The sequence below is a fragment of the Gordonia aurantiaca genome, assembly GCF_039939235.1.
Lineage (GTDB): Bacteria > Actinomycetota > Actinomycetes > Mycobacteriales > Mycobacteriaceae > Gordonia.
The window spans coordinates 176,603-195,492 of sequence record NZ_JBDUUF010000005.1 but is presented as its reverse complement, the minus strand read 5'-3'; the positions used below and the strand labels follow the sequence as shown (position 1 = coordinate 195,492).

The following is an 18,890-nucleotide window of genomic DNA, read 5'->3' as shown; positions in this document are numbered from 1 at the left end:
CGGCATGTCCGCACATCCCGTTTCCCCGTCCCCGATGCGCCGTCCGCTGGATCCGACGACGCTGCTCACCGCCGTACCCGCGCTGATCGGTTTCCTGCCGGAGCGATCCATCGTCGTGGTCGCCTTCCACGCCGACCGCAGCCCCTCCGCGACGATGCGTCACGACCTGCTGCTCGACGAGCGCGGTGCGCCGAGTCCCGAGTTGTCCGGCCTCTTCGCCGACCTCGCCGCCATCACCGTCTCGTACGGCGTCGAGGAGGTCGTCGTGGCCATCGCCGACGACCGGCACCCGCTGGACGGCCTCGTCTACCGGCAGGTGCTGTCCATCGCCGACCGGGAGTTCTCCGCGATCGGAGGTGTCGCCGCGGGGTTCGCGGTCGCCGACTTCCACGAGGGCGCCGAGTGGACCACGATCTGGTGCCCGGACGACCAGGCGTGGGCGGTGGACATGTCCGGCCCGCGCAGCGGGGCACTGGAGGACCCGCTCACGTCGCCGAGCGCGGTCGAGGCGGCCGTCCGGTCCGGCCGGCACATCCTCGCGCGACGGTCGCAGATCCGCGCCATGCTCGAGCCGCGGCCCGGTGAGTGCAGTGCGCAGCGACCGGACCTGTGGTGCGGCGGCTGCGCGGCAGGCGACGGGACCGGGATAGGGGTCGGTCCCGCGTCGCAGACCCAGATGCTCGAGCTCGTCCTCGAGGCGGTGGTCGCCGCCGGTCCGCCGGTGGAATGCCGTCGGCTCGCCGACCTCGACCGCGCGCTCGGTGACCCCGATGTCCGCGACGCGCTGCTCGGGCTGGCGGTCACCGACCTGCGGGACCGTGCCGAAGTGCTCTGGCGAGAGCTTGCCCGGCGCCTCGCCGGGCGCGGACGGGCCGCTGCCGCGACACTGCTGGCGCACCTGCACTACGTGGGTGGGGAGGGCGCCTACGCCGGCACCGCCCTCGACGTCGCCCTCGACTCCGACCCCGGCTACACCGTGGCCCTCGCCCTCGACCAGTGCCTGCGTTCGGGCATGCGGCCCGCGAAACTGTCGGAGCTCACCGGCGTCGCATACGACACCGCCGCTCGCCTGGGTGTCCGGCTTCCGCCGGTCACCCGGCAAGCGGCGGGGTGATCGTCCAGTGGGGTCGGGCCTTACGGTGCCAGACGTTTTTCGGTGTCAGACCTTCTCGACGACCTTCTCGACGAACACCGAGTGCGCCATGTCGGGCGACAGCTCGAGGCCCTCATGGCCCGGGGTGTTGATCGTGATCGTGCCGGCCTGGTTGGTGACGGACACACGGGCGTTCGGCACCACGCCGGCCTCGCGCAGCTGCGCGATCAGCGAGGGGTCGGACTGCACGTGCTCCGACAGTCGGCGCACGATGACCGCGACGGTGTCGCCGGGCGGCAGCTCGGCCACGCGCAGCGCGCCGTCCTCGGCCTGGGGAATCTCGACGCCGAGCAGGTCCAGGCCCGGGATCGGATTGCCGTACGGCGAGGTGGTCGGGTAGTCGAGGACCGCAAGGAGGCGCCGCTCGACGTTCTCGCTCATCACGTGCTCCCAGCGGCAGGCCTCCTCGTGGACCTGATCCCAGGGCATGCCGATGACGTCGACGAGCAGGCGCTCGGCCAGCCGGTGCTTGCGCATCACCGCGATCGCCAGCGAGCGGCCGCGTTCGGTGAGTTCGAGATGGCGGTCGCCCGCCACGCGGAGGAGTCCGTCGCGCTCCATGCGGGCGACGGTCTGGGACACGGTGGGACCGCTCTGGTCCAGGCGCTCGGCGATGCGAGCGCGCAGCGGCACGATTCCTTCCTCTTCGAGGTCGTAGATCGTCCGCAGGTACATCTCGGTGGTGTCAACCAGATCGTTCACTGTGCCCAATCCCTTTCGTCTCCGCCCAGATTACCCTGCGCACCCCGGGTGACCTCGATGTCCGAACGCCCGTGCCGCGTCCCTCATTCCCCCGACGGTACCGATGTGTGCCGGAAGCGACACGAATGACCCCGCTGCGAGCTGAACCACTAGCCTGAAGAGGTGAGCGACACATCAACGGCCGTCATCTGGAGTGAGGACTTCCTCTCGTACCGATGGGCCCACACGCACCCGATGAACCCGGTGCGACTCGCGTTGACGATGACCCTCGCCCAGAGTCTCGGCGTCCTCGACGGTGTCGAGACGATCCCGCCGAAGGCCATCGACGACGACGCCCTGACGGTCGTGCACACCCGCGACTACATCGACGCGGTGCGTGCCGTCGGCTCCGGCACCGCGTCGCTGTCCGGTCCACTGCTCGCGCGACTGTTCGGTCTCGGCGACGCCGACAACCCGGTCTTCGCCGGCATGCACGAGGCTGCGCGCCTGCTCGTCGGAGGCACGCTCACCGCGGCGCAGACCGTCGCGACCGGGGCCGCGACCCGCGCGGTCAACATCGGCGGCGGCATGCACCACGCGATGAAGGCCCGCGCGGCGGGATTCTGCATCTACAACGACTGCGCCATCGCGATCAAGTACCTCCTGGACAGCGGGTTCGACCGCATCGCCTACATCGACGTCGACGCCCATCACGGCGACGGCGTCCAGGTCGAGTTCGCGGCCGACCCGCGGGTGATGACCATCTCGCTGCACCAGCACCCGGCGACCCTGTGGCCGGGCACCGGCTGGCCGACCGAGATCGGCGACGGCGACGCGCAGGGCACCGCGGTGAACCTGGCGCTGATGCCCAACACCGAGGATCGGCTGTGGCTGAGGGCTTTCCATGCGGTCGTGCCGTCGCTCATCGCGGACTTCAAACCGCAGATCATCATCAGCCAGTGCGGCGCCGACAGCCACCGCGCCGACCCGCTCACCGATCTCGCGCTCACCGTCGAGGGGCAGCGCGCGGCGATGATCGCGATGCGTGATCTTGCCGACACGTTCTGCGAGGGACGCTGGATCGCGGTCGGTGGCGGCGGCTACGGCGTCGTCAACGTCGTGCCGCGCAGCTGGACGCACCTGCTCGGCGTCGCGCTCGGCCGGGAGATCGACGTGACCACCGAGATCGACGAATCCTGGTGTGCCACAGCCGAACAGATCGCCGCCCAGGTGCACACCGATTACGCGCGACCGCCGGAGCGGGTGATGGGCGACGGCGGCGACATCGACTTCCAGCCCTGGGACGGGGACGCCGGGCAGGAGCCGCCGGAGGGCGTCAGCGCGAGTTCGCAGCGCCAGACCGATCGTGCGATCCTGGCGACGCGCCGTGCGGTGTACCCTCTGCACGGTCTCGACCCGGAGGATCCACGTGACTGATCAGGACGCCCCGTCTACGTCAGAAGTCAAGGCCGACAAGCCCGAACCGCGCGAGGCCTGGGACTACCCGCGGCACTGGATCGCGGACGTGCTGGCGGCCGACGGGGGAGTGGTCCACCTGCGTCCGATCGTCCCCGACGACGCCGAGCGGCTCGTCGAATTCCACTCCAAGCTCTCCGAACGCACCCGCTACATGCGGTATTTCGGTCCGACGCCCACGCTGCCGCCACGCGAGGTGGCACGCATGACGACCGTCGACCACAAGACTCGGGTCGCGATCGTCGCGGTGCTCGGCGGCGAGATCATCGGGATGGGCATCTACGAGGGCCTCGCCTCCGAGGGCAAGCCGGAGTCCGCCGAGGTCGCGTTCGTCATCGCCGACGAACACCAGGGGCGCGGCCTCGGCCCGATCCTGCTCGAACACCTCGCCGGCGCCGCCGCCGAGAACGGTTTCACCCGCTTCGAGGCCGAGGTCCTCAGCGAGAACCCCAACATGGTCGCGGTGTTCCGCGACGCCGGCTACCAGCTGTCCCGCAGCTTCGACGGCTCGACGGTCCACGTCGAGTTCACCATCGACCCCACCGAGGCGCTGCTGAGCGTGCGAAACGCCCGCGAGCGGGCGTCGGAGGCCCGCAGCGTCGCCAACCTCCTGCGGCCGACGTCGGTCGCGGTGATCGGCGCGTCCACCGACCCGAAGAAGGTCGGCAATGCGTTGCTGGCCAACATCATCGCGGGCGGCTTCACCGGGCCGGTGTTCCCGGTCAACGGTCCCGCCCGGGTCGAGGAGGACGACAAACAGCAGTCGCGACGCGTCGGCGCGTCCTCCGTAGCGGTGTCCCCGCGCCAGCGCCGGGTGCGGCCGCGCCCGCCGTCGGTGCGCGGCATCCGCGCCTACGAGACCGTGCGCGACATCCCCGATCCGGTCGACCTCGCGGTCGTCGCCGTGCCGGCCTCACGGGTCGACGACGTCCTCGACGACTGCCTGGTCAAGGGCGTGCGCACCCTGGTGGTGGTCTCGTCGGGCTTCGGCGACTCCGGTGAGCAGGAGGGTCTGGAGAACGAGCGGCGGCTCGTCGCCCAGGTGCGCGAACACGGCATGCGCCTGGTCGGACCGAACGCGCTCGGCGTGGCCAACAACGATCCGGAGATCGCGCTCAACGCCACTCTCGCCCCGCACATCCCGGCGGCCGGGCGCGTCGGCTTCTTCTGCCAGTCCGGCGCCCTCGGCATCGCGATCCTCGACACCGCCGCACGGCGCCAGATCGGTCTGTCGACCTTCGTCTCGGCCGGCAACCGCGCCGACGTCTCCGGCAATGACGTCCTGCAGTACTGGGACAGCGACGCGTCCACCGACGTGATCCTGCTCTACCTGGAGAGCTTCGGTAACCCGCGCAAGTTCTCCCGCATCTCGCGGCGCGTCTCCCGGTCCAAGCCGATCATCGCGGTGAAGTCGGGCAAGGGTGCGATGAGCCCGGTCCGCAAGGCGCGCTCGGCCGCCAACTTCGACGACGAGATCGCGCGCATGATGCTCGAGCAATCCGGCGTCATCCAGGTCGAGACGATCCCCGAACTCTTCGACTGCGCGGCGCTGTTCGCCTACCAGCCGTTGCCGCGCGGCCCGCGGGTACGCATCATCGGCAACTCGTCGGTGCTCGGCAGCCTCGCCGCCGACACCGCGCGCAGCGGCGGACTCGAGGTGGTCGACACCATCGACCTCGGCGCGGGTGCGACCGAGGAACAGTTCGAGGACGCGGTGTCGGCGGCCATGTGCGATCCCGGCGTCGACTCGATCGTCGTCGTCTTCGTCCCGCCGGTGGCCGTCGACGCCGACTGGCATGCGCGAGCCCTCATGGCCGCGGCCAACACCCCCGATGCCGACGGGGCCAAGCCGATCGTCACGACCTTCCTGGCCGTCGACGGCATCCCGCCGGGCCTGACGAAGCCGGGGCCGAACGGAATGCCCGAGCGCGGGTCGATCCCGTCGTATGCGAGCCCCGAACGCGCCGCGACCTCGCTCGCGCGGGCCTGGCAGTACGCGAAGTGGCGGATGCGCCCCGAATCCGAGATCCACCGGCCCGAGGGCACCGACCCGGAGGCCGCGCGCATGTTCGTCCGGGAGGCGATGGCCGCCCCGGACGACCAGGTCGCGGGCGTCGTGTCGAACGAAGCGCCGACCCCGGAGCGGCAACTGTCCGCGGTCGACTCGGCGAAACTGTTGCGCTGGTACGGGATCGAGGTGGTGCCGTTCCGCGAGGTCACCACGATGCACGAGGCGTCGGCCGCGGCCCGCGATCTCGGTTTCCCGGTCGCGGTGAAGGCCACCTCGTCGAAGTGGCGGGGACGTCTCGACCGGGAGGGTGCGCGCCTCGACCTGCCCGACGCGACCGCCGTGGTCAACGCGTTCGCCGAACTGCGCGAGCTCACCGGCGACGAGGTGCTGCATGTGCAGCGGATGGCGCCCAAGGGCGTCGGCACGGTCATCCGGGTCCGAGACGACCAGTCATTCGGTTCGGTGATCTCGTTCGGGCTGTCGGGTCGGACCTTCGAGCTGCTCGGCGACCACGGCTACCGCGCCATCCCGCTCGCCGAACTCGACGCCCGCGAACTCATCGACGAACCGCGGTCGTCACCATTGCTGACGGGGTACCGCGGTGAGGCGCCGGCCGACAAGGAGGCCCTCGTCGACCTGCTGCTGCGGATCTCGACGCTCGTCGACGACATCCCCGAGGTGCGCGAGGTGGTGTGCGACCCGATCCTGGCCTCCGTCGACGGGGCGTCGGTGCTCAACGCGCAGATACGCGTCGGCCCGGTGCCCGACAGACGGGACACCGGGCCGAGACGGCTCGCCTAGAGGCCGGCGGCGATCAGCTCGCGTAGGCGCGGAGGCGCTCGGCGCGGTCGCCGTTGCGCAGTTTGCCCATGACCTCGCGCTCGATCTGGCGGACACGCTCGCGCGACAGGCCGAACATGCGGCCGATCTGGTCGAGGGTGCGCGGCTGGCCGTCGTCGAGGCCGTAGCGCATCCGGATGACCTGCTGCTCGCGCTCGTCGAGGGTCGCGAGCACAGCGCGGATGTCGGAGTGCAGGAGACCGGCGATGACGGCGTTCTCCGCGGAGGTGGCCTCGGCGTCCTCGATGAAGTCGCCGAGCGGGGCCTCCTCGTCGTTGCCGACCGGCATGTCGAGGCTCACCGGGTCACGGCTGTGGTCGAGCAGATCGGCGATCTTCTCGGCCGGGATGCCCGACTCGTTGGCCAGTTCCTCGTCGGTCGCCTCACGACCGAGCTGCTGGTGCAGTTCACGCTTGATACGGGCCAACTTGTTGACCTGCTCGACGAGGTGGACGGGGAGGCGGATGGTGCGGCTCTGGTCGGCCATGCCACGGGTGATCGCCTGGCGGATCCACCAGGTCGCGTAGGTCGAGAACTTGAAGCCCTTGGCGTAGTCGAACTTCTCCATCGCGCGGATCAGACCCAGGTTGCCCTCCTGGATGAGGTCCAGGAGCGGCATGCCGCGACCGGTGTAGCGCTTGGCCAGCGAGACCACGAGACGCAGGTTCGCCTCGAGCAGGTGGGCACGAGCCGCCTCACCCTCGCGGACGATGATCTGCAGGTCGCGCTTCTTGGCGGCGGAGAGACGCTTCTTGGTCTCGAGGAGGTGCTTGGCATAGAGACCGGCCTCGATCTGCTTCGCGAGCTCCACCTCCTGCTCGGCGTTGAGGAGTGCGGTGCGGCCGATCCCGTTCAGGTAGACGCGGACGAGATCCGCGGCAGGAGACTGGGCATCGAGGTCCTGCTCCGTCATCGCCGGGCGGGTGCCGGTCTCGGACGGCTCGGCGAAGGTGGTGGTGGTCGGGGTCGAACGTGCAACTGTCGAGCGTGACATGCGGCCTCCTGACTTGAGTGCGTTCACTGGGTCCAACGTCCACGTACGGGCGATAGTTCCCGGAAGTGATACGTCGCAAACCCGACGGAGGCTGGGTGTGACGCGGATGACCTGCGCAGACACTGCGGACCGAGCCCGCGGTTACTGAGAAGTTGCTGAGATGTTGTCCGGGCGGGAACGCGGGGGACGTCCGGAACCCACCGGGTCGGGGCGGCGGCGCCGAAGGTCAGTGGTCGTCGGCGCGGGGGTCGACGACGTGGCCGTCGATGATGCGGCTCGCGGCCGGGCCGTGGGAGTCGGTGTCGGCGTCGGCCGAGTCGGTGGTTCCGGTGTCGGGGCTCGGATCGTCGTCCGCCCGGATCAGCTGCCCGTCGGTGCGGGACAGGCCGAGCGGACCGAGGACGTCGTGGTCGGCGCCGTACAGGTAGTTGGGGTGCTCGCCGCGCTTGCGGGGTGGGCGGTCGTTGGCGATGAGGACCGCCATCCACGGCAGCGGGATGGAGATCGCGACGATCGCGAGGGCGAGCATCCCGGAACCGGTCGCGCTGTAGACGATCCCGGCGATGAGCAGCGCCGGCACGCGGAACGCCATCATGATCAGGTATTTGCGGACGCGGGCGCGATGCTGCGCCTCCAGCGAGTCCCTGGCGTCGGTGATCAGGAAGGTCTCGGGGGAGAGATCGTCCTGGTCCGCGCGGCCCCAGCGACCCCGGTGATCGTCGGTGTCGTGCGGTTGACGGCCGTTCGCGTCCATGGAATCCCCTTGTTCGAACACCGTCTCCACTGTCCCACTTTCGTTCGGCGAATGCACTCCCGGTTCCCCGGTGACGCACAATAGAGCAATGGCAACTGAAACCATCGAACGCCCCGATCTCGACGAGCTGACCGACACCGAGACCGACGAACGGCCCGACGCCGACGCGACCGATCGGGATGACGACGACCGTCCCAAGTTCTTCCACTACGTGAAGAAGGACAAGATCGCCGAGAGCGCGGTGATGGGCACCCATGTGGTGGCGCTCTGCGGGGAGACCTTCCCGGTCACTCGGGCGGCCAAGCCCGGCTCCCCGGTGTGCCCGAAGTGCAAGAAGATCTACAGCAAGCTGCGCAAGTAGTCGTCGCGTTGCCCGGCGTCGGGGACCGATCAGTCGCCGCCCCGCCCGCGCCCGCGTTCGCGGGGCGAGCGGCGGATCGGTCCCGACGACAGGCGATCCGGGATCGTGCGCAGCTGGTCGGTGAACTCGGAGGTCTGCGAGTTCACCCAGTGCCGGACCTGGACGGTCGGGGACAGCTTCGCGGGCCAGAACTGCTGCACCGCGGCGTTGAACTCGGCGCCTGCGACGATCCCGAACCCGAGTGAGTAGGTGAACAGCAGGAACGCGATCGGCGTCGCCAACGCGCCGTAGGACACGCCCGCCTCGGTGACCTTCGTCAAGTAGAAGCGCAGCACGTAGCTGGCGGCCCAGAAGAAGACGCCCGCGACGATCGCACCGCCGATCAGCCGGTGCCACGGGAGCGGATTGGGCAGCGCCATGTGATACAGCGTGGTCAGCACGAGTATCAGCAGCACCGACACGAACGGGAAGTAGCCGTAGTTGATCAGGGTCGTGACGAACGATCCCCACGACTCCGGCACGATGCGCCGCAGATAGTTCGGTCCCAGCGCCACCAGCGGCAGCAGGAACACGCTCACGCTCAGGAACGCGATGTACAGGAACAGCGCGAAGAACCGCTGCCACACCGGGTGCCGGACCTCGTGCTGGTCGTGGGCCTTGACGATCGAGGCGATGAAACACGACATCGCCGATGACCCGGCCCACAGCGACAGGACGAAGCCCACCGACATCAGGCCGATCCGGCCGCGTCCCAGCACGCTGTCCACGGTCGGGGTGATGAGGTCGTCGACGACCGTCTCGGTGAAGGTGCGTTCGGCGAACCCGATGATCCGGTCGTAGACGACGTCGACGGTGTCCGGACCGAACCAGCCCGACACGTAGCCCACCGACCCCAGCAGACCCAGCAGCAGCGGCGGCAGCGACAACGCCTGCCAGAACGCCGCCTGGGCGGCCCAGCCGACGATGCCGTCGTCGAAGGACTTGACGATGGTCCGCCAGATCACGCGATGGATGTTCGGGAGGATCGGCGGCCCCGGTTCGACGGCCGGTTCATCCCCGGTCGGTTCGGTCCCGGGCCCGTCGCCGGTCTGTTCGGTCCGGGTCTGCCCGTGTTCGTCCGGGACCGGATCGTCGATGCCCTCGTGGGTGTCGGCCGGCGGGCGCGACGTCCTCTCGAGGGGAGCCCGCTCGGGAGCCGGGGTGTCGGCGGTCCCGGTGAGATCGAGGTCCGCGGACAACGGCGCAGGCCGGCGTGGGCGGGCCGGGCGGGGGCGTGCTGAGATCGGTTCTGTCACCGCACTCGACGGGCGCACCCCGGCAGGTGACGGCGGACGCGCTCCAGCCACCGACGACCCCTCGTCGTCGGCCAGTGGGACCGGATTCCTCTTGCGCGTTGTGATGAGTTCAATATCCCCGATGGCGCGCCCACGCGGGTAGCCGGGTCACCAGGTGTGTCGTTCGGTCCACGCACACGGCGTCGCGACGGGATGCCATCCGGGCGGGTGTCGTGATGAGGGTCCGGGCGGGCTCCGGCGGTAAGATCGCCACGTCCCCTTCCGGCTGCGGGTACCGCACGCGAGGGGACGTTTCATGCCCGGCAGGGAACCGAACGCCGTCAGGAGCAGCACACACGTGACGTCAGCCGAACCCTCGACCAGCACCGGCCCCGCCAAGCCCAACCTCCAGTCCCTCCGCGCCTGGCAGCGGCGCGCCCTGACCAAGTACCTGACGCGCAAGCCGAAGGACTTCCTCGCGGTCGCGACCCCCGGCGCCGGCAAGACGACCTTCGGTCTGCGGGTGGCCCGGGAACTCCTCGACGACCGCACCGTCGACGCGATCACCGTCGTCGCACCGACCGAACACCTCAAGCACCAGTGGGCGGAGGCCGCGGCCCGCGTCGGCATCGCCCTCGACAGCAACTTCTCCAACTCGACCGGCGCGACCAGCTCGGACTTCCAGGGCGTGTGCCTCACCTACGCGCAGGTGGCCGCGCACCCGTCCAAGCACCGCGTCCGGACCGAGAACCGGCGCACATTGGTCATCCTCGACGAGATCCACCACGGCGGTGACGCCAAGAGCTGGGGCGACGCGATTCGCGAGGCGTTCAGCGACGCCGAACGCCGCCTGCTGCTGACCGGTACGCCGTTCCGCTCCGACGACTCGCCGATCCCGTTCGTCACCTACGAACCCGAACCCGGCGGGCACATGCGGTCCAAGGCCGACCACACCTACGGCTACGCCGACGCGCTCAAGGACGGCGTCGTGCGGCCGGTGGTCTTCCTCGCCTATTCGGGTGAGGCGAGTTGGCGGACCAGCGCCGGCGAGGAGTTCACCGCGCGCCTCGGCGAGCCGATGTCGGCCGAGCAGACCGCCCGCGCCTGGCGCACCGCGCTCGACCCGCACGGCGACTGGATCCCTGCGGTCCTCACCGCCGCGCACACCCGCCTCGGCCAGTTGCGTGCCAGCGGCATGCCAGACGCCGGCGGCCTCGTCATCGCCACCGACCAGTCCACCGCGCGCGACTACGCGGAGTTGCTCGAGGCGATCACCGGCAAGAAGCCGACGCTCGTGCTCTCCGACGACCCCAAGTCGTCGTCGCGCATCGCCGAGTTCTCCGAGTCCACCGACGAGTGGATGATCGCGGTCCGCATGGTGTCCGAGGGCGTCGACGTCCCGCGCCTGGCGGTCGGGGTGTATGCCACCAGCTCGTCGACCCCGCTGTTCTTCGCGCAGGCGATCGGTCGCTTCGTGCGATCACGGCGTCCCGGTGAGACCGCGAGTGTCTTCCTGCCGTCGGTGCCGGTGCTGCTCGACCTCGCCAGCCAGATGGAGGCGCAACGCGACCACGTCCTCGGCAAGCCGCACCGCGAGAGCAACGGCCTCGACGACCAGCTGCTCATCGACGCGAACAAGCAGAAGGACGAGCCGGGGGAGGACGAGCCCGCATTCCAGTCGCTGCACGCGGACGCCGAGCTCGACCAGGTCATCTTCGACGGCGCGTCGTTCGGCACCTCCACCTTCACCGGCAGCGACGAGGAGTCCGACTACCTGGGCCTGCCCGGCCTGCTCGACGCCGACCAGGTCCGCGCGCTGCTGCAGAAGCGCCAGGCCGAGCAGGTGGCGGCCCGCTCGGCGAAGGCGGCGGCCGCCCGGGAACCGGAGGAGCAGCGGCCGGCCGCCCGCAAGCCGGAGTCCACCGGCGAGAACCTGCACGCGCTGCGCAAGGAGCTCAACACCCTCGTCGCCATGCATCATCACCGCACGGGCAAGCCGCACGGACTCGTGCACAACGAGCTGCGCAGCCGCTGCGGCGGGCCGCCGACCGCGATGGCCACCGCCGAACAGCTCAAGGAGCGCATCGCCGCCCTGCGTGAGTGGCGCTGAACGCGCTGCGTGGGTGCGCGGACCCGAGACCCCGTCGAACACAGCGAAACCCGGCCGGAGCGATCCGGCCGGGTTTCGCTGCGTTACGTCGTCTGGGCTCGCCCGTCAGGCCATGACGAGGTTGTCAGACCAGTTCACCTTCGGACTCGATGACGGTGGCGCTGAGCTCCACCAACCGAGCCTCGTGCTCGTTGAAGTGATGGCGGCAGAAGAGGAGCTCGCCGCCCTTGGGCATAACGGCACGCACCTTGGCGGCCGCGCCGCAGCGGTCACACCGATCGGCAGCGGTCAGCGGCATGTAGATCGGGGCTGTGGTGGTGGCGATGTCAGTCATTGTTCCTCCGTCCCGGTCGGGCGCCGAAACCGGTCGCCGTCCCTTCGAGCCGACACATCCGGGCGATGCGTCAACCTCACTCTGTCAGACGATTCGGGTGTTCGTATTGTTCCAGCAGGTGCCTCCGGTGTGTCGTCACTCACCGTTTACAACCCGCAACACACCGAAAACGTCTGTGATGAAAGCGAGCGGCCCAGCTCACAGCTCCGGGCCGCTGAACTCGTGTACCCCGGAGCACTCACCGCCAAACCGCGTGGGTGGCCGGCCACGGATCGGTGTTCGTGCAGCCCTTGACAGCACGTCCAGAACACGGCTCAATCGGCGGATGACGACCGACCGCGCCGTCCTGGCGCATCTCATCACCGCCGACGACTGGGCCGCGAACCGTGAGCAGACCCACCTGCGGCCACCGTCCCTCGACGAGTGCGGATTCGTCCATCTCTCCACACCGGAGCAGGTGCACCTGCCGGCGAACCGCCTGTTCGCCGGCAGGTGCGACCTCCTGCTGCTGATCTGCGACCCGGATCGGCTCGGCGCCGAGATCCGCTGGGAGCCCGGCGTTCCGACCGACCCCGCGTCCATGCTGTTCCCGCATCTGTACGGGCCGCTGCCGGTCGACGCCGTCATCGAGGTCCGTGAATACCCGCCCGGGCCCGACAACGCATTCGCCCCCGTCACCAGGTGACGGGGGCGGCCGGCGGAAATCCTAGTCCAGGTAGTCCCGGAGCACCTGCGACCGCGACGGGTGACGCAGCTTCGACATGGTCTTCGACTCGATCTGACGGATGCGCTCACGCGTCACGCCGTAGACCTGACCGATTTCGTCGAGAGTGCGCGGCTGGCCGTCGGTGAGGCCGAAGCGCAGTCGCACGACACCGGCCTCGCGCTCGGACAGCGTCTCGAGCACCGACTGCAACTGGTCCTGCAGCAGGGTGAAGCTCACCGCGTCGACCGCGACGACGGCCTCGGAGTCCTCGATGAAATCGCCGAGCTGGCTGTCGCCCTCGTCGCCGATGGTCTGATCGAGCGAGATCGGCTCCCGGGCGTACTGCTGGATCTCCAGCACCTTCTCCGGGGTGATGTCCATCTCCTTGGCGAGCTCTTCCGGAGTCGGCTCGCGGCCGAGGTCCTGGAGGAGTTCACGCTGGATGCGGCCGAGCTTGTTGATGACCTCGACCATGTGGACCGGGATGCGGATCGTGCGGGCCTGGTCGGCCATCGCGCGGGTGATCGCCTGGCGGATCCACCACGTCGCGTAGGTCGAGAACTTGTAACCCTTTGTGTAGTCGAACTTCTCGACGGCGCGGATCAGACCGAGGTTGCCCTCCTGGATCAGGTCCAGGAACGCCATGCCGCGACCGGTGTAGCGCTTGGCCAGCGAGACCACGAGACGGAGGTTCGCCTCCAGCAGGTGGTTCTTGGCGCGGTTGCCGTCACGGGAGATCCAGTTGAGGTCGCGCTTCTGCGCGGTGCTGATCTTCTCTCCCGACTCCATGATGCGGCGCAGCCGCTCGGTGGCATACAGGCCGGCCTCGATGCGCTTGGCGAGCTCGACCTCCTCCTCGGCGTTGAGCAGCGCGACCTTGCCGATCTGCTTGAGGTAGGCGCGCACGCTGTCGGCCGACGCGGTGAGCTCGGCGTCCTTGCGGGCCTGACGCAGGGCCTCGGATTCCTCCTCGTCCCACACGAAGTCGCCCGACTTGGTGTCGGCCTTCTCGCTCTTGCCCTTGCCCGCGCCCTCGGCGTCGTCGGACTCCTCGTCCTCGTCCTCGGAGTCCGCCGCGTCGGTGTCGTCCTCGTCGTCGACGTCGATGTCGTCGATCTCCACGTCCTCGAGATCGGTGTCGGGGACGTCGATGTCGTCGATCGAGTCGACGTCGTCGGCCTCGAGGTTCGGGTCCTCGGCGCCGGCGGGGGAGGTCGCCTTCTTGGCCGCCTTCTTCGCAGGAGCCTTCTTGGCGGCCTTCTTGGCCGCCTTCTTGGCGGGCGCCTTACGGGCAGCGGTCTTCTTCGCGGCCTTCTTGGCGGTCCGCTTGACCGGGGTTTCGGTAGAGGCGGCGGTCGACTCCGTCGATTCGGCCTCGGCGTCCCCCTGGTGGGTCTTGGTGGCTGCCACGTACAACCTTTCGAAACTTCTCTGCGGTGGTGTCTTCTGTCAGTGTCGCGGCGTCGGCATCTCCTCCGGCGTCGTGCGCCGGTCGGCGTCGTCGCTGTGACACGTGACACGGCAGCACGGGCTGCCGTGGACAAGGGCTTGGTTTCGGCTCAGCTGACCGGTGACGACCATTGTAACGACATCGGGCCGGCAGGTGTGACAAAGCCCTGGTCAATCGGCGGGGTGGCCCTGGAACCGGGGACAGGGCACGGACCGGCGGCGGGCCCTAAGGGCTTCAGGACCGGCGGCGGGCCCTAAGGGCTTCAGGACCGGCGGCGGGCCCCAGGGCTTCAGGGCCGGCGGCGGGCCTCAGGCCTTCAGCCCCTGCGCGACGGCCATCGCGGCCCCGACGATGCCCGCGGTGTTGCGCAGCGCGGCGGGCACGACCGGGGTTTCGTTGGTGAGCAGCGGAATCCACTTGTCGGCCTTGCGGCTGATGCCGCCGCCGGCGATGAACAGTTTCGGCCAGAACAGCGCCTCATACGCCCGGAGCACGTCGGAGACCTTCTCGGCCCACTTCTCGTAGGACCAGCCCTTCTCCTCCTTGACGCGCGACGACGCCTGGTGCTCGGCCTCCTTCTTGCCCACCTGCATGTGCCCGAGCTCGGTGTTGGGCACGAGGTTGCCGTTGATCATGATCGCCGAGCCGATGCCGGTGCCGAACGTCAGCAGCATCACCACGCCGTCGACGCCCTTGCCCGCGCCGTAGGCGTCCTCGGCCATGCCGGCGGCGTCGGCGTCGTTGAGCACCGCCACCTTGCGGCCGCCGAGGTGGCTGCTGAACAGCTCGTAGACGTCGGTGCCGATCCAGGCCTTGTCGATGTTCGCGGCGGTCCGCATGATGCCGTCGGTGACCACGCCGGGCAGGGTGACGCCCACCGGCCCCTCCCAGCCGAAGTGCGCGACGACCTCGGCGACGCCTCCGGCCACGGACTCCGGGGTCGCCGGTTGCGGGGTGAGCACCTTGAACCGCTCGCCGACCAGCTCGCCGGTGTCGAGATCGACGATGCCGCCCTTGATCCCGGAGCCGCCGACGTCGACGCCGAAGCCCAGGTTGGTGGGAACGGGCGAGCCTGCGCTGGTGGGAGTGTCGGTCATGTCGTGAATTCCCCTTCCGGGACGGTGGTGATCGTCCATCAGGCTATCGGCGCGCCGGGGCGAGCGCGCACCTTCTCCGGTGTCCCGGCCCGGAACCGCGCGTGCGAGCGAGATGCGCGCGACATCACCGGTGACACGGCCGCGGCGCGCGTGTGCTGACATTGAGGACGTGGAGCAGACGATTCCGGTGGACGAACTGGCCGCCCTCGCGGTGGACGTGGCACAGGAGGCGGCCGCCCACGTGCGACGCCGCCGACCCGAATTGTTCGGCACGACACCGGCGGTGGACCCGGTCTCGACCAAGTCGACGGAGACCGATCCGGTCACCCTCGCCGACACCGAGACCGAACGCCTCATCCGGCAACGGCTGCGCGAGGCCCGGCCCGACGACGACATCCTCGGCGAGGAGGACGGCGGCTCGCGGGCCGTCCCGTCCGGGGTGCGGTGGGTGGTCGACCCGATCGACGGGACGGTCAACTTCATGTACGGCGTGCCCGCCTACGCGGTCTCCGTCGCCGCCCAGGTCGACGGGGAGTCGGTTGCGGGCGCCGTCGTGGACGTCGCCCGCGGGATCATCTACGGCGCGACCCGCGGTGGTGGGGCCTGGATGTCCGGCGCCGACGGCGCGCGCACGCCACTGCGCTGCAACCCCGTCGAGCGCACCGAACTCGCGCTCGTCGCAACGGGGTTCGGCTACGCCGCAGGTCGTCGCCGGGCGCAGGGACGGATCGTCGCAGACCTGCTGCCGAGGGTGCGCGACATCCGCCGGATCGGCGCGGCGGCGCTGGACCTGTGCATGGTCGCCGCGGGCGCGGTGGACGCGCACTACGAGCACGGACTGAGTCCCTGGGACTGGGCGGCCGGTGGTCTCATCGCCGCCGAGGCGGGCGCCGTGGTCATCACCCCGCCGCCGGACTCACGTGCCGACGAGGGGCACGTCACGGTCGCCGTGGCGCCGGGGATCGCCGAGGGGTTCCTGGCGCTGCTGGACGAGTTGGGTGCGCGCGAACCCCTGACCGGGGACTGATCCGCGGGGTCAGCAGGGGGCGTCGTGGACGGCCTTCACCAGCACCGGATCGGCGCCGGTCTCCGGGTTGGTCGGGTCGGCCGACCGCAGTGCCTCGAGCGCGGCCTGCGCGTCCTGTGAGAGCTCGCCGGCGGAGTGGTGGACTCCGAGGGCGATGTCGACCTGGGTGCCGCGACGGCCGTCGTCGATCAGCTCGGCGCAGGGGAGCGCCAGCCATGCCGCGGCGGCGGCGGCGCGCCCGGCCGGACCGAACCGGATCTGGCCGACGCAGTCGAGGTCCTGATCGGGGTAGACGGTGTCGTCGGCGAACGGGGTGTCCGGAGCCGGCGTGAAGCCGTGGGCGGCGAGATCCTCCGACACCGACCGGGCCGCGCCGCGCTCGCCGGATGCATTGAGGACCCGGACCTGGAACGACGACAGCGGGGCGGGCGCGACGTCGAGCATCTCGTCGCGCGGCACGCGGGTGAGCGCCGGGGCGGGGGGCGGCGGAGCGGCGCCGTCGGCGACGGTCTCGGTCGCCGACGGCGGGGTCGGCTGGTTGCACGAGACGGGCACCGAATCCTCGCCGTCGGAGGTCAGCACGATCGACCACACGATCACGCCGAGCACCGCCAGGACCGCGACGGTCGCCAGCACCGGGGCGTACCGGCGGCGCTTGTAGGGGCGGCCCTCCTCGTCGGTCGGGTAGCCGGTCGTGATTTTCGAGACCACCTGGACTGACTCCTCACGCGATGGGAACCGGGCATTCGGACGTGCCGACGCGGTGTGTCCGCGGTCGATCCGCCGATCACTCTAGATGGTCGGCCGGCGGGGACGGGCGAGCCTCGCCGGGTGGCGGGAGCCGGGACGGACGATCGGCCCCGGACCGGCGCAAAACGGCAGAATACGGACGGATTCGCGGTGGTGCATTGACGATTGAGGGGGTGTGGTCTATTCTTCGGGCGCCCGCGCTTCCAGCCTCGGGGTGAAGCCGATATCGAACCGTGACCGAAGTCACACAATACGCCGGTTTACCGGGAACGAATCCCGCCTAATTCGACGTTGTCAGTGACCCACCGGCAAGACAATCCCGGCGGAGTCGTGCGCAACCCTGGGTCACGGCCACAAGCCGCGGCCGAGAGCGCCCCCTCACACCGCAAACAAGAAGGCACACAATGGCTACTGATTACGACGCGCCACGACGTACGGAAACCGAGGACCTCAGCGAGGACTCTCTCGAGGAGTTGAAGGCCCGCCGCAGTGAGGCGCAGTCCGCGGCGGTCGACGTCGACGAATCCGACACCGCCGAGTCGTTCGAGCTCCCGGGCGCGGACCTCTCCGGCGAGGAACTGTCGGTGCGGGTCATCCCCAAGCAGGACGACGAATTCACCTGCAGCAGCTGTTTTCTCGTCTACCACCGCAGCCGGCTGGCCGAGGAGAACGGCAACCAGATGATCTGCGTCGACTGCGCCTGATCCGCAGACGATACATCCTCAGCGACAAAAGGGGCCGCGCCGACCGGGCGCGGCCCTTTCGTCTTCTGGGGGAGACCCGGCCGGAGCTGCGGGTCCCGGGCGAGCGTGACCGGCCGCGCCGCCTGTACCTTCGGCGACTGTCTACGCCTTCGGGTCGGGCCGGTCGGCGGCGGCATCGGGGACCCCGAGGGCGGCGAGGACCTTGTCGGGATGGCGCGTCGACACCAGCCAGTAGGGCGTCGGGTCGTCGGGGTCGTCGAGGACCAGCAGCACCATCGTCTTCACCCAGAACCGGTGCACGAGGTAGGCGGCCGGGTCGAGTTGTCGGCCGAGTGCGGCCGATTTCGCGGTCGCCGGGATCGTGGCGCCGCGGGCGATGACCGAGCGGGGGAGTCGGGCGCGGTGCGCTTGCAGCTCGCCGTCGGCGGTCACCCGCACGCGGGTGCGGCTCATCGAGGAGAGCAGCAGGACGCAGATGATCGCGGTCGCGACATAGCCGATGATGCTCCACTTGCTGCCGTGTGCCGACAGCTGGATCTCGTAGCCGACGACGCCGGTGACGATCACGGCGACCGGCCACCACCACCACGGGACGTGGAGTCGCTCGTCGTACAGGTCGGCGCCGCCGGTGCTGTCTGAATGAGGTCCGCTCACTCGCGTCAGCGTAGTCTGCGTGCGTGACCACAGATCTTCCCCCTCTGCCGCCCATCGCGGTGCGTCGTCTCGACCCCGATCTGCCGTTGCCCACCCGCGCCCATCCCGGTGACGCGGGTGTCGATCTGTGCTCGGCGATCGACCTCGAACTCCCCGCGGGTCGCCGCCAGCTCGTCGGCACCGGCATCGCGATCGCCCTGCCGTACGGCACCGTCGGCCTCATCCATCCGCGCTCCGGACTCGCCGCCCGCGCGGGCCTGTCGATCGTCAACACCCCGGGAACCATCGACGCCGGATACCGCGGCGAGATCAAGGTGTGCCTGATCAATCTCGACCCCGAGCAGTCGATCACCATCTCGCGCGGGGACCGGATCGCGCAGCTGATCATCCAGCGCGTCGAGCTCCCGGAATTCGTGGAGGTCGACGAGCTCGACGAGACGAGCCGCGGCGAAGGCGGCTACGGGTCGAGCGGCGGACACGCCATCCTGGGTTGAGCTCGCCAAGCGGATCTCGC

At 69.8% G+C, this 18,890-nt stretch carries 18 protein-coding genes; 9 read left to right on the top strand and 9 right to left on the bottom strand.

What is annotated here, in order from left to right; genetic code table 11:
• Positions 1–4 precede the first annotated feature (4 nt).
• Complete coding sequence (locus ABFT43_RS12185) at positions 5–1,114, top strand: DUF4192 domain-containing protein (protein WP_347960604.1); 1,110 nt, start codon at positions 5–7, stop codon at positions 1,112–1,114.
• Positions 1,115–1,159: 45 nt separating this feature from the next.
• Here the strand turns inward: ABFT43_RS12185 and ABFT43_RS12180 are convergent, their stop codons facing one another.
• The gene (locus ABFT43_RS12180) at positions 1,160–1,855 is read right to left on the bottom strand and encodes a metal-dependent transcriptional regulator (RefSeq protein ID WP_347960603.1); all 696 of its coding nucleotides are present in this window, start codon (positions 1,853–1,855) and stop codon (positions 1,160–1,162) included.
• A 162-nt stretch (positions 1,856–2,017) separates the two neighbouring features.
• Here ABFT43_RS12180 and ABFT43_RS12175 point away from each other — a divergent pair, with 162 nt between their 5' ends.
• On the top strand, positions 2,018–3,271 hold the full coding sequence (locus ABFT43_RS12175; protein ID WP_347960602.1) for an acetoin utilization protein AcuC: 1,254 nt from the start codon (positions 2,018–2,020) through the stop codon (positions 3,269–3,271).
• Positions 3,264–6,122: a bifunctional acetate--CoA ligase family protein/GNAT family N-acetyltransferase gene (locus tag ABFT43_RS12170; protein WP_347960601.1), complete on the top strand. Its 2,859-nt coding sequence runs from the start codon at positions 3,264–3,266 to the stop codon at positions 6,120–6,122. The genes ABFT43_RS12175 and ABFT43_RS12170 overlap by 8 nt, the downstream gene beginning before the upstream one ends.
• A 13-nt stretch (positions 6,123–6,135) precedes the next feature.
• Here ABFT43_RS12170 and ABFT43_RS12165 read toward each other — a convergent pair whose 3' ends face one another.
• Positions 6,136–7,155: a sigma-70 family RNA polymerase sigma factor gene (locus tag ABFT43_RS12165; protein WP_347960600.1), complete on the bottom strand. Its 1,020-nt coding sequence runs from the start codon at positions 7,153–7,155 to the stop codon at positions 6,136–6,138.
• A 226-nt stretch (positions 7,156–7,381) separates the two neighbouring features.
• Entirely contained in the window at positions 7,382–7,909 is a 528-nt protein-coding gene (locus ABFT43_RS12160) for a DUF3099 domain-containing protein (RefSeq protein ID WP_347960599.1), read from the bottom strand.
• Between the two features lie 88 nt (positions 7,910–7,997).
• Here ABFT43_RS12160 and ABFT43_RS12155 point away from each other — a divergent pair, with 88 nt between their 5' ends.
• Entirely contained in the window at positions 7,998–8,270 is a 273-nt protein-coding gene (locus tag ABFT43_RS12155; protein ID WP_347960598.1) for a DUF3039 domain-containing protein, read from the top strand.
• A gap of 29 nt (positions 8,271–8,299) precedes the next feature.
• Here the strand turns inward: ABFT43_RS12155 and ABFT43_RS12150 are convergent, their stop codons facing one another.
• Entirely contained in the window at positions 8,300–9,640 is a 1,341-nt protein-coding gene (locus ABFT43_RS12150) for a YihY/virulence factor BrkB family protein (protein WP_457590146.1), read from the bottom strand.
• A gap of 262 nt (positions 9,641–9,902) precedes the next feature.
• Between ABFT43_RS12150 and ABFT43_RS12145 the strand changes: the two genes are divergently transcribed.
• Positions 9,903–11,654: a DEAD/DEAH box helicase gene (locus tag ABFT43_RS12145; RefSeq protein WP_347960596.1), complete on the top strand. Its 1,752-nt coding sequence runs from the start codon at positions 9,903–9,905 to the stop codon at positions 11,652–11,654.
• 124 nt (positions 11,655–11,778) lie between these two features.
• Here ABFT43_RS12145 and ABFT43_RS12140 read toward each other — a convergent pair whose 3' ends face one another.
• Complete coding sequence (locus ABFT43_RS12140) at positions 11,779–11,988, bottom strand: DUF7455 domain-containing protein (protein ID WP_347960595.1); 210 nt, start codon at positions 11,986–11,988, stop codon at positions 11,779–11,781.
• Between the two features lie 325 nt (positions 11,989–12,313).
• Between ABFT43_RS12140 and ABFT43_RS12135 the strand changes: the two genes are divergently transcribed.
• Entirely contained in the window at positions 12,314–12,673 is a 360-nt protein-coding gene (locus tag ABFT43_RS12135; protein WP_347960594.1) for a DUF952 domain-containing protein, read from the top strand.
• Positions 12,674–12,694: 21 nt separating this feature from the next.
• Here ABFT43_RS12135 and ABFT43_RS12130 read toward each other — a convergent pair whose 3' ends face one another.
• Both ABFT43_RS12130 and ppgK read right to left on the bottom strand, forming a co-directional pair.
• Positions 12,695–14,104, bottom strand: coding sequence for an RNA polymerase sigma factor (locus tag ABFT43_RS12130; RefSeq protein WP_347960593.1), 1,410 nt, complete (start codon positions 14,102–14,104; stop codon positions 12,695–12,697).
• A 348-nt stretch (positions 14,105–14,452) separates the two neighbouring features.
• A complete protein-coding gene (gene ppgK / locus ABFT43_RS12125; protein WP_347960592.1) occupies positions 14,453–15,241 on the bottom strand; it encodes a polyphosphate--glucose phosphotransferase in 789 nt (262 codons plus the stop codon).
• Between the two features lie 160 nt (positions 15,242–15,401).
• On the opposite strand from ppgK, the gene ABFT43_RS12120 reads away from it, so the two are divergent.
• Positions 15,402–16,268 carry an inositol monophosphatase family protein gene (locus ABFT43_RS12120; RefSeq protein ID WP_347960726.1) on the top strand — a complete coding sequence of 289 codons (867 nt, stop codon included), beginning with the start codon at positions 15,402–15,404 and terminating at the stop codon, positions 16,266–16,268.
• A 9-nt stretch (positions 16,269–16,277) separates the two neighbouring features.
• Here ABFT43_RS12120 and cei read toward each other — a convergent pair whose 3' ends face one another.
• Complete coding sequence (cei, locus tag ABFT43_RS12115) at positions 16,278–16,979, bottom strand: envelope integrity protein Cei (protein WP_347960591.1); 702 nt, start codon at positions 16,977–16,979, stop codon at positions 16,278–16,280.
• Positions 16,980–17,422: 443 nt separating this feature from the next.
• Here cei and ABFT43_RS12110 point away from each other — a divergent pair, with 443 nt between their 5' ends.
• Positions 17,423–17,722, top strand: coding sequence for a DUF4193 domain-containing protein (locus ABFT43_RS12110; protein WP_347960590.1), 300 nt, complete (start codon positions 17,423–17,425; stop codon positions 17,720–17,722).
• A 141-nt stretch (positions 17,723–17,863) separates the two neighbouring features.
• Here ABFT43_RS12110 and ABFT43_RS12105 read toward each other — a convergent pair whose 3' ends face one another.
• Positions 17,864–18,376: a DUF3093 domain-containing protein gene (locus ABFT43_RS12105; RefSeq protein WP_347960589.1), complete on the bottom strand. Its 513-nt coding sequence runs from the start codon at positions 18,374–18,376 to the stop codon at positions 17,864–17,866.
• A 23-nt stretch (positions 18,377–18,399) separates the two neighbouring features.
• Here ABFT43_RS12105 and dut point away from each other — a divergent pair, with 23 nt between their 5' ends.
• Complete coding sequence (dut, locus tag ABFT43_RS12100) at positions 18,400–18,870, top strand: dUTP diphosphatase (RefSeq protein ID WP_347960588.1); 471 nt, start codon at positions 18,400–18,402, stop codon at positions 18,868–18,870.
• Positions 18,871–18,890 lie beyond the last annotated feature (20 nt).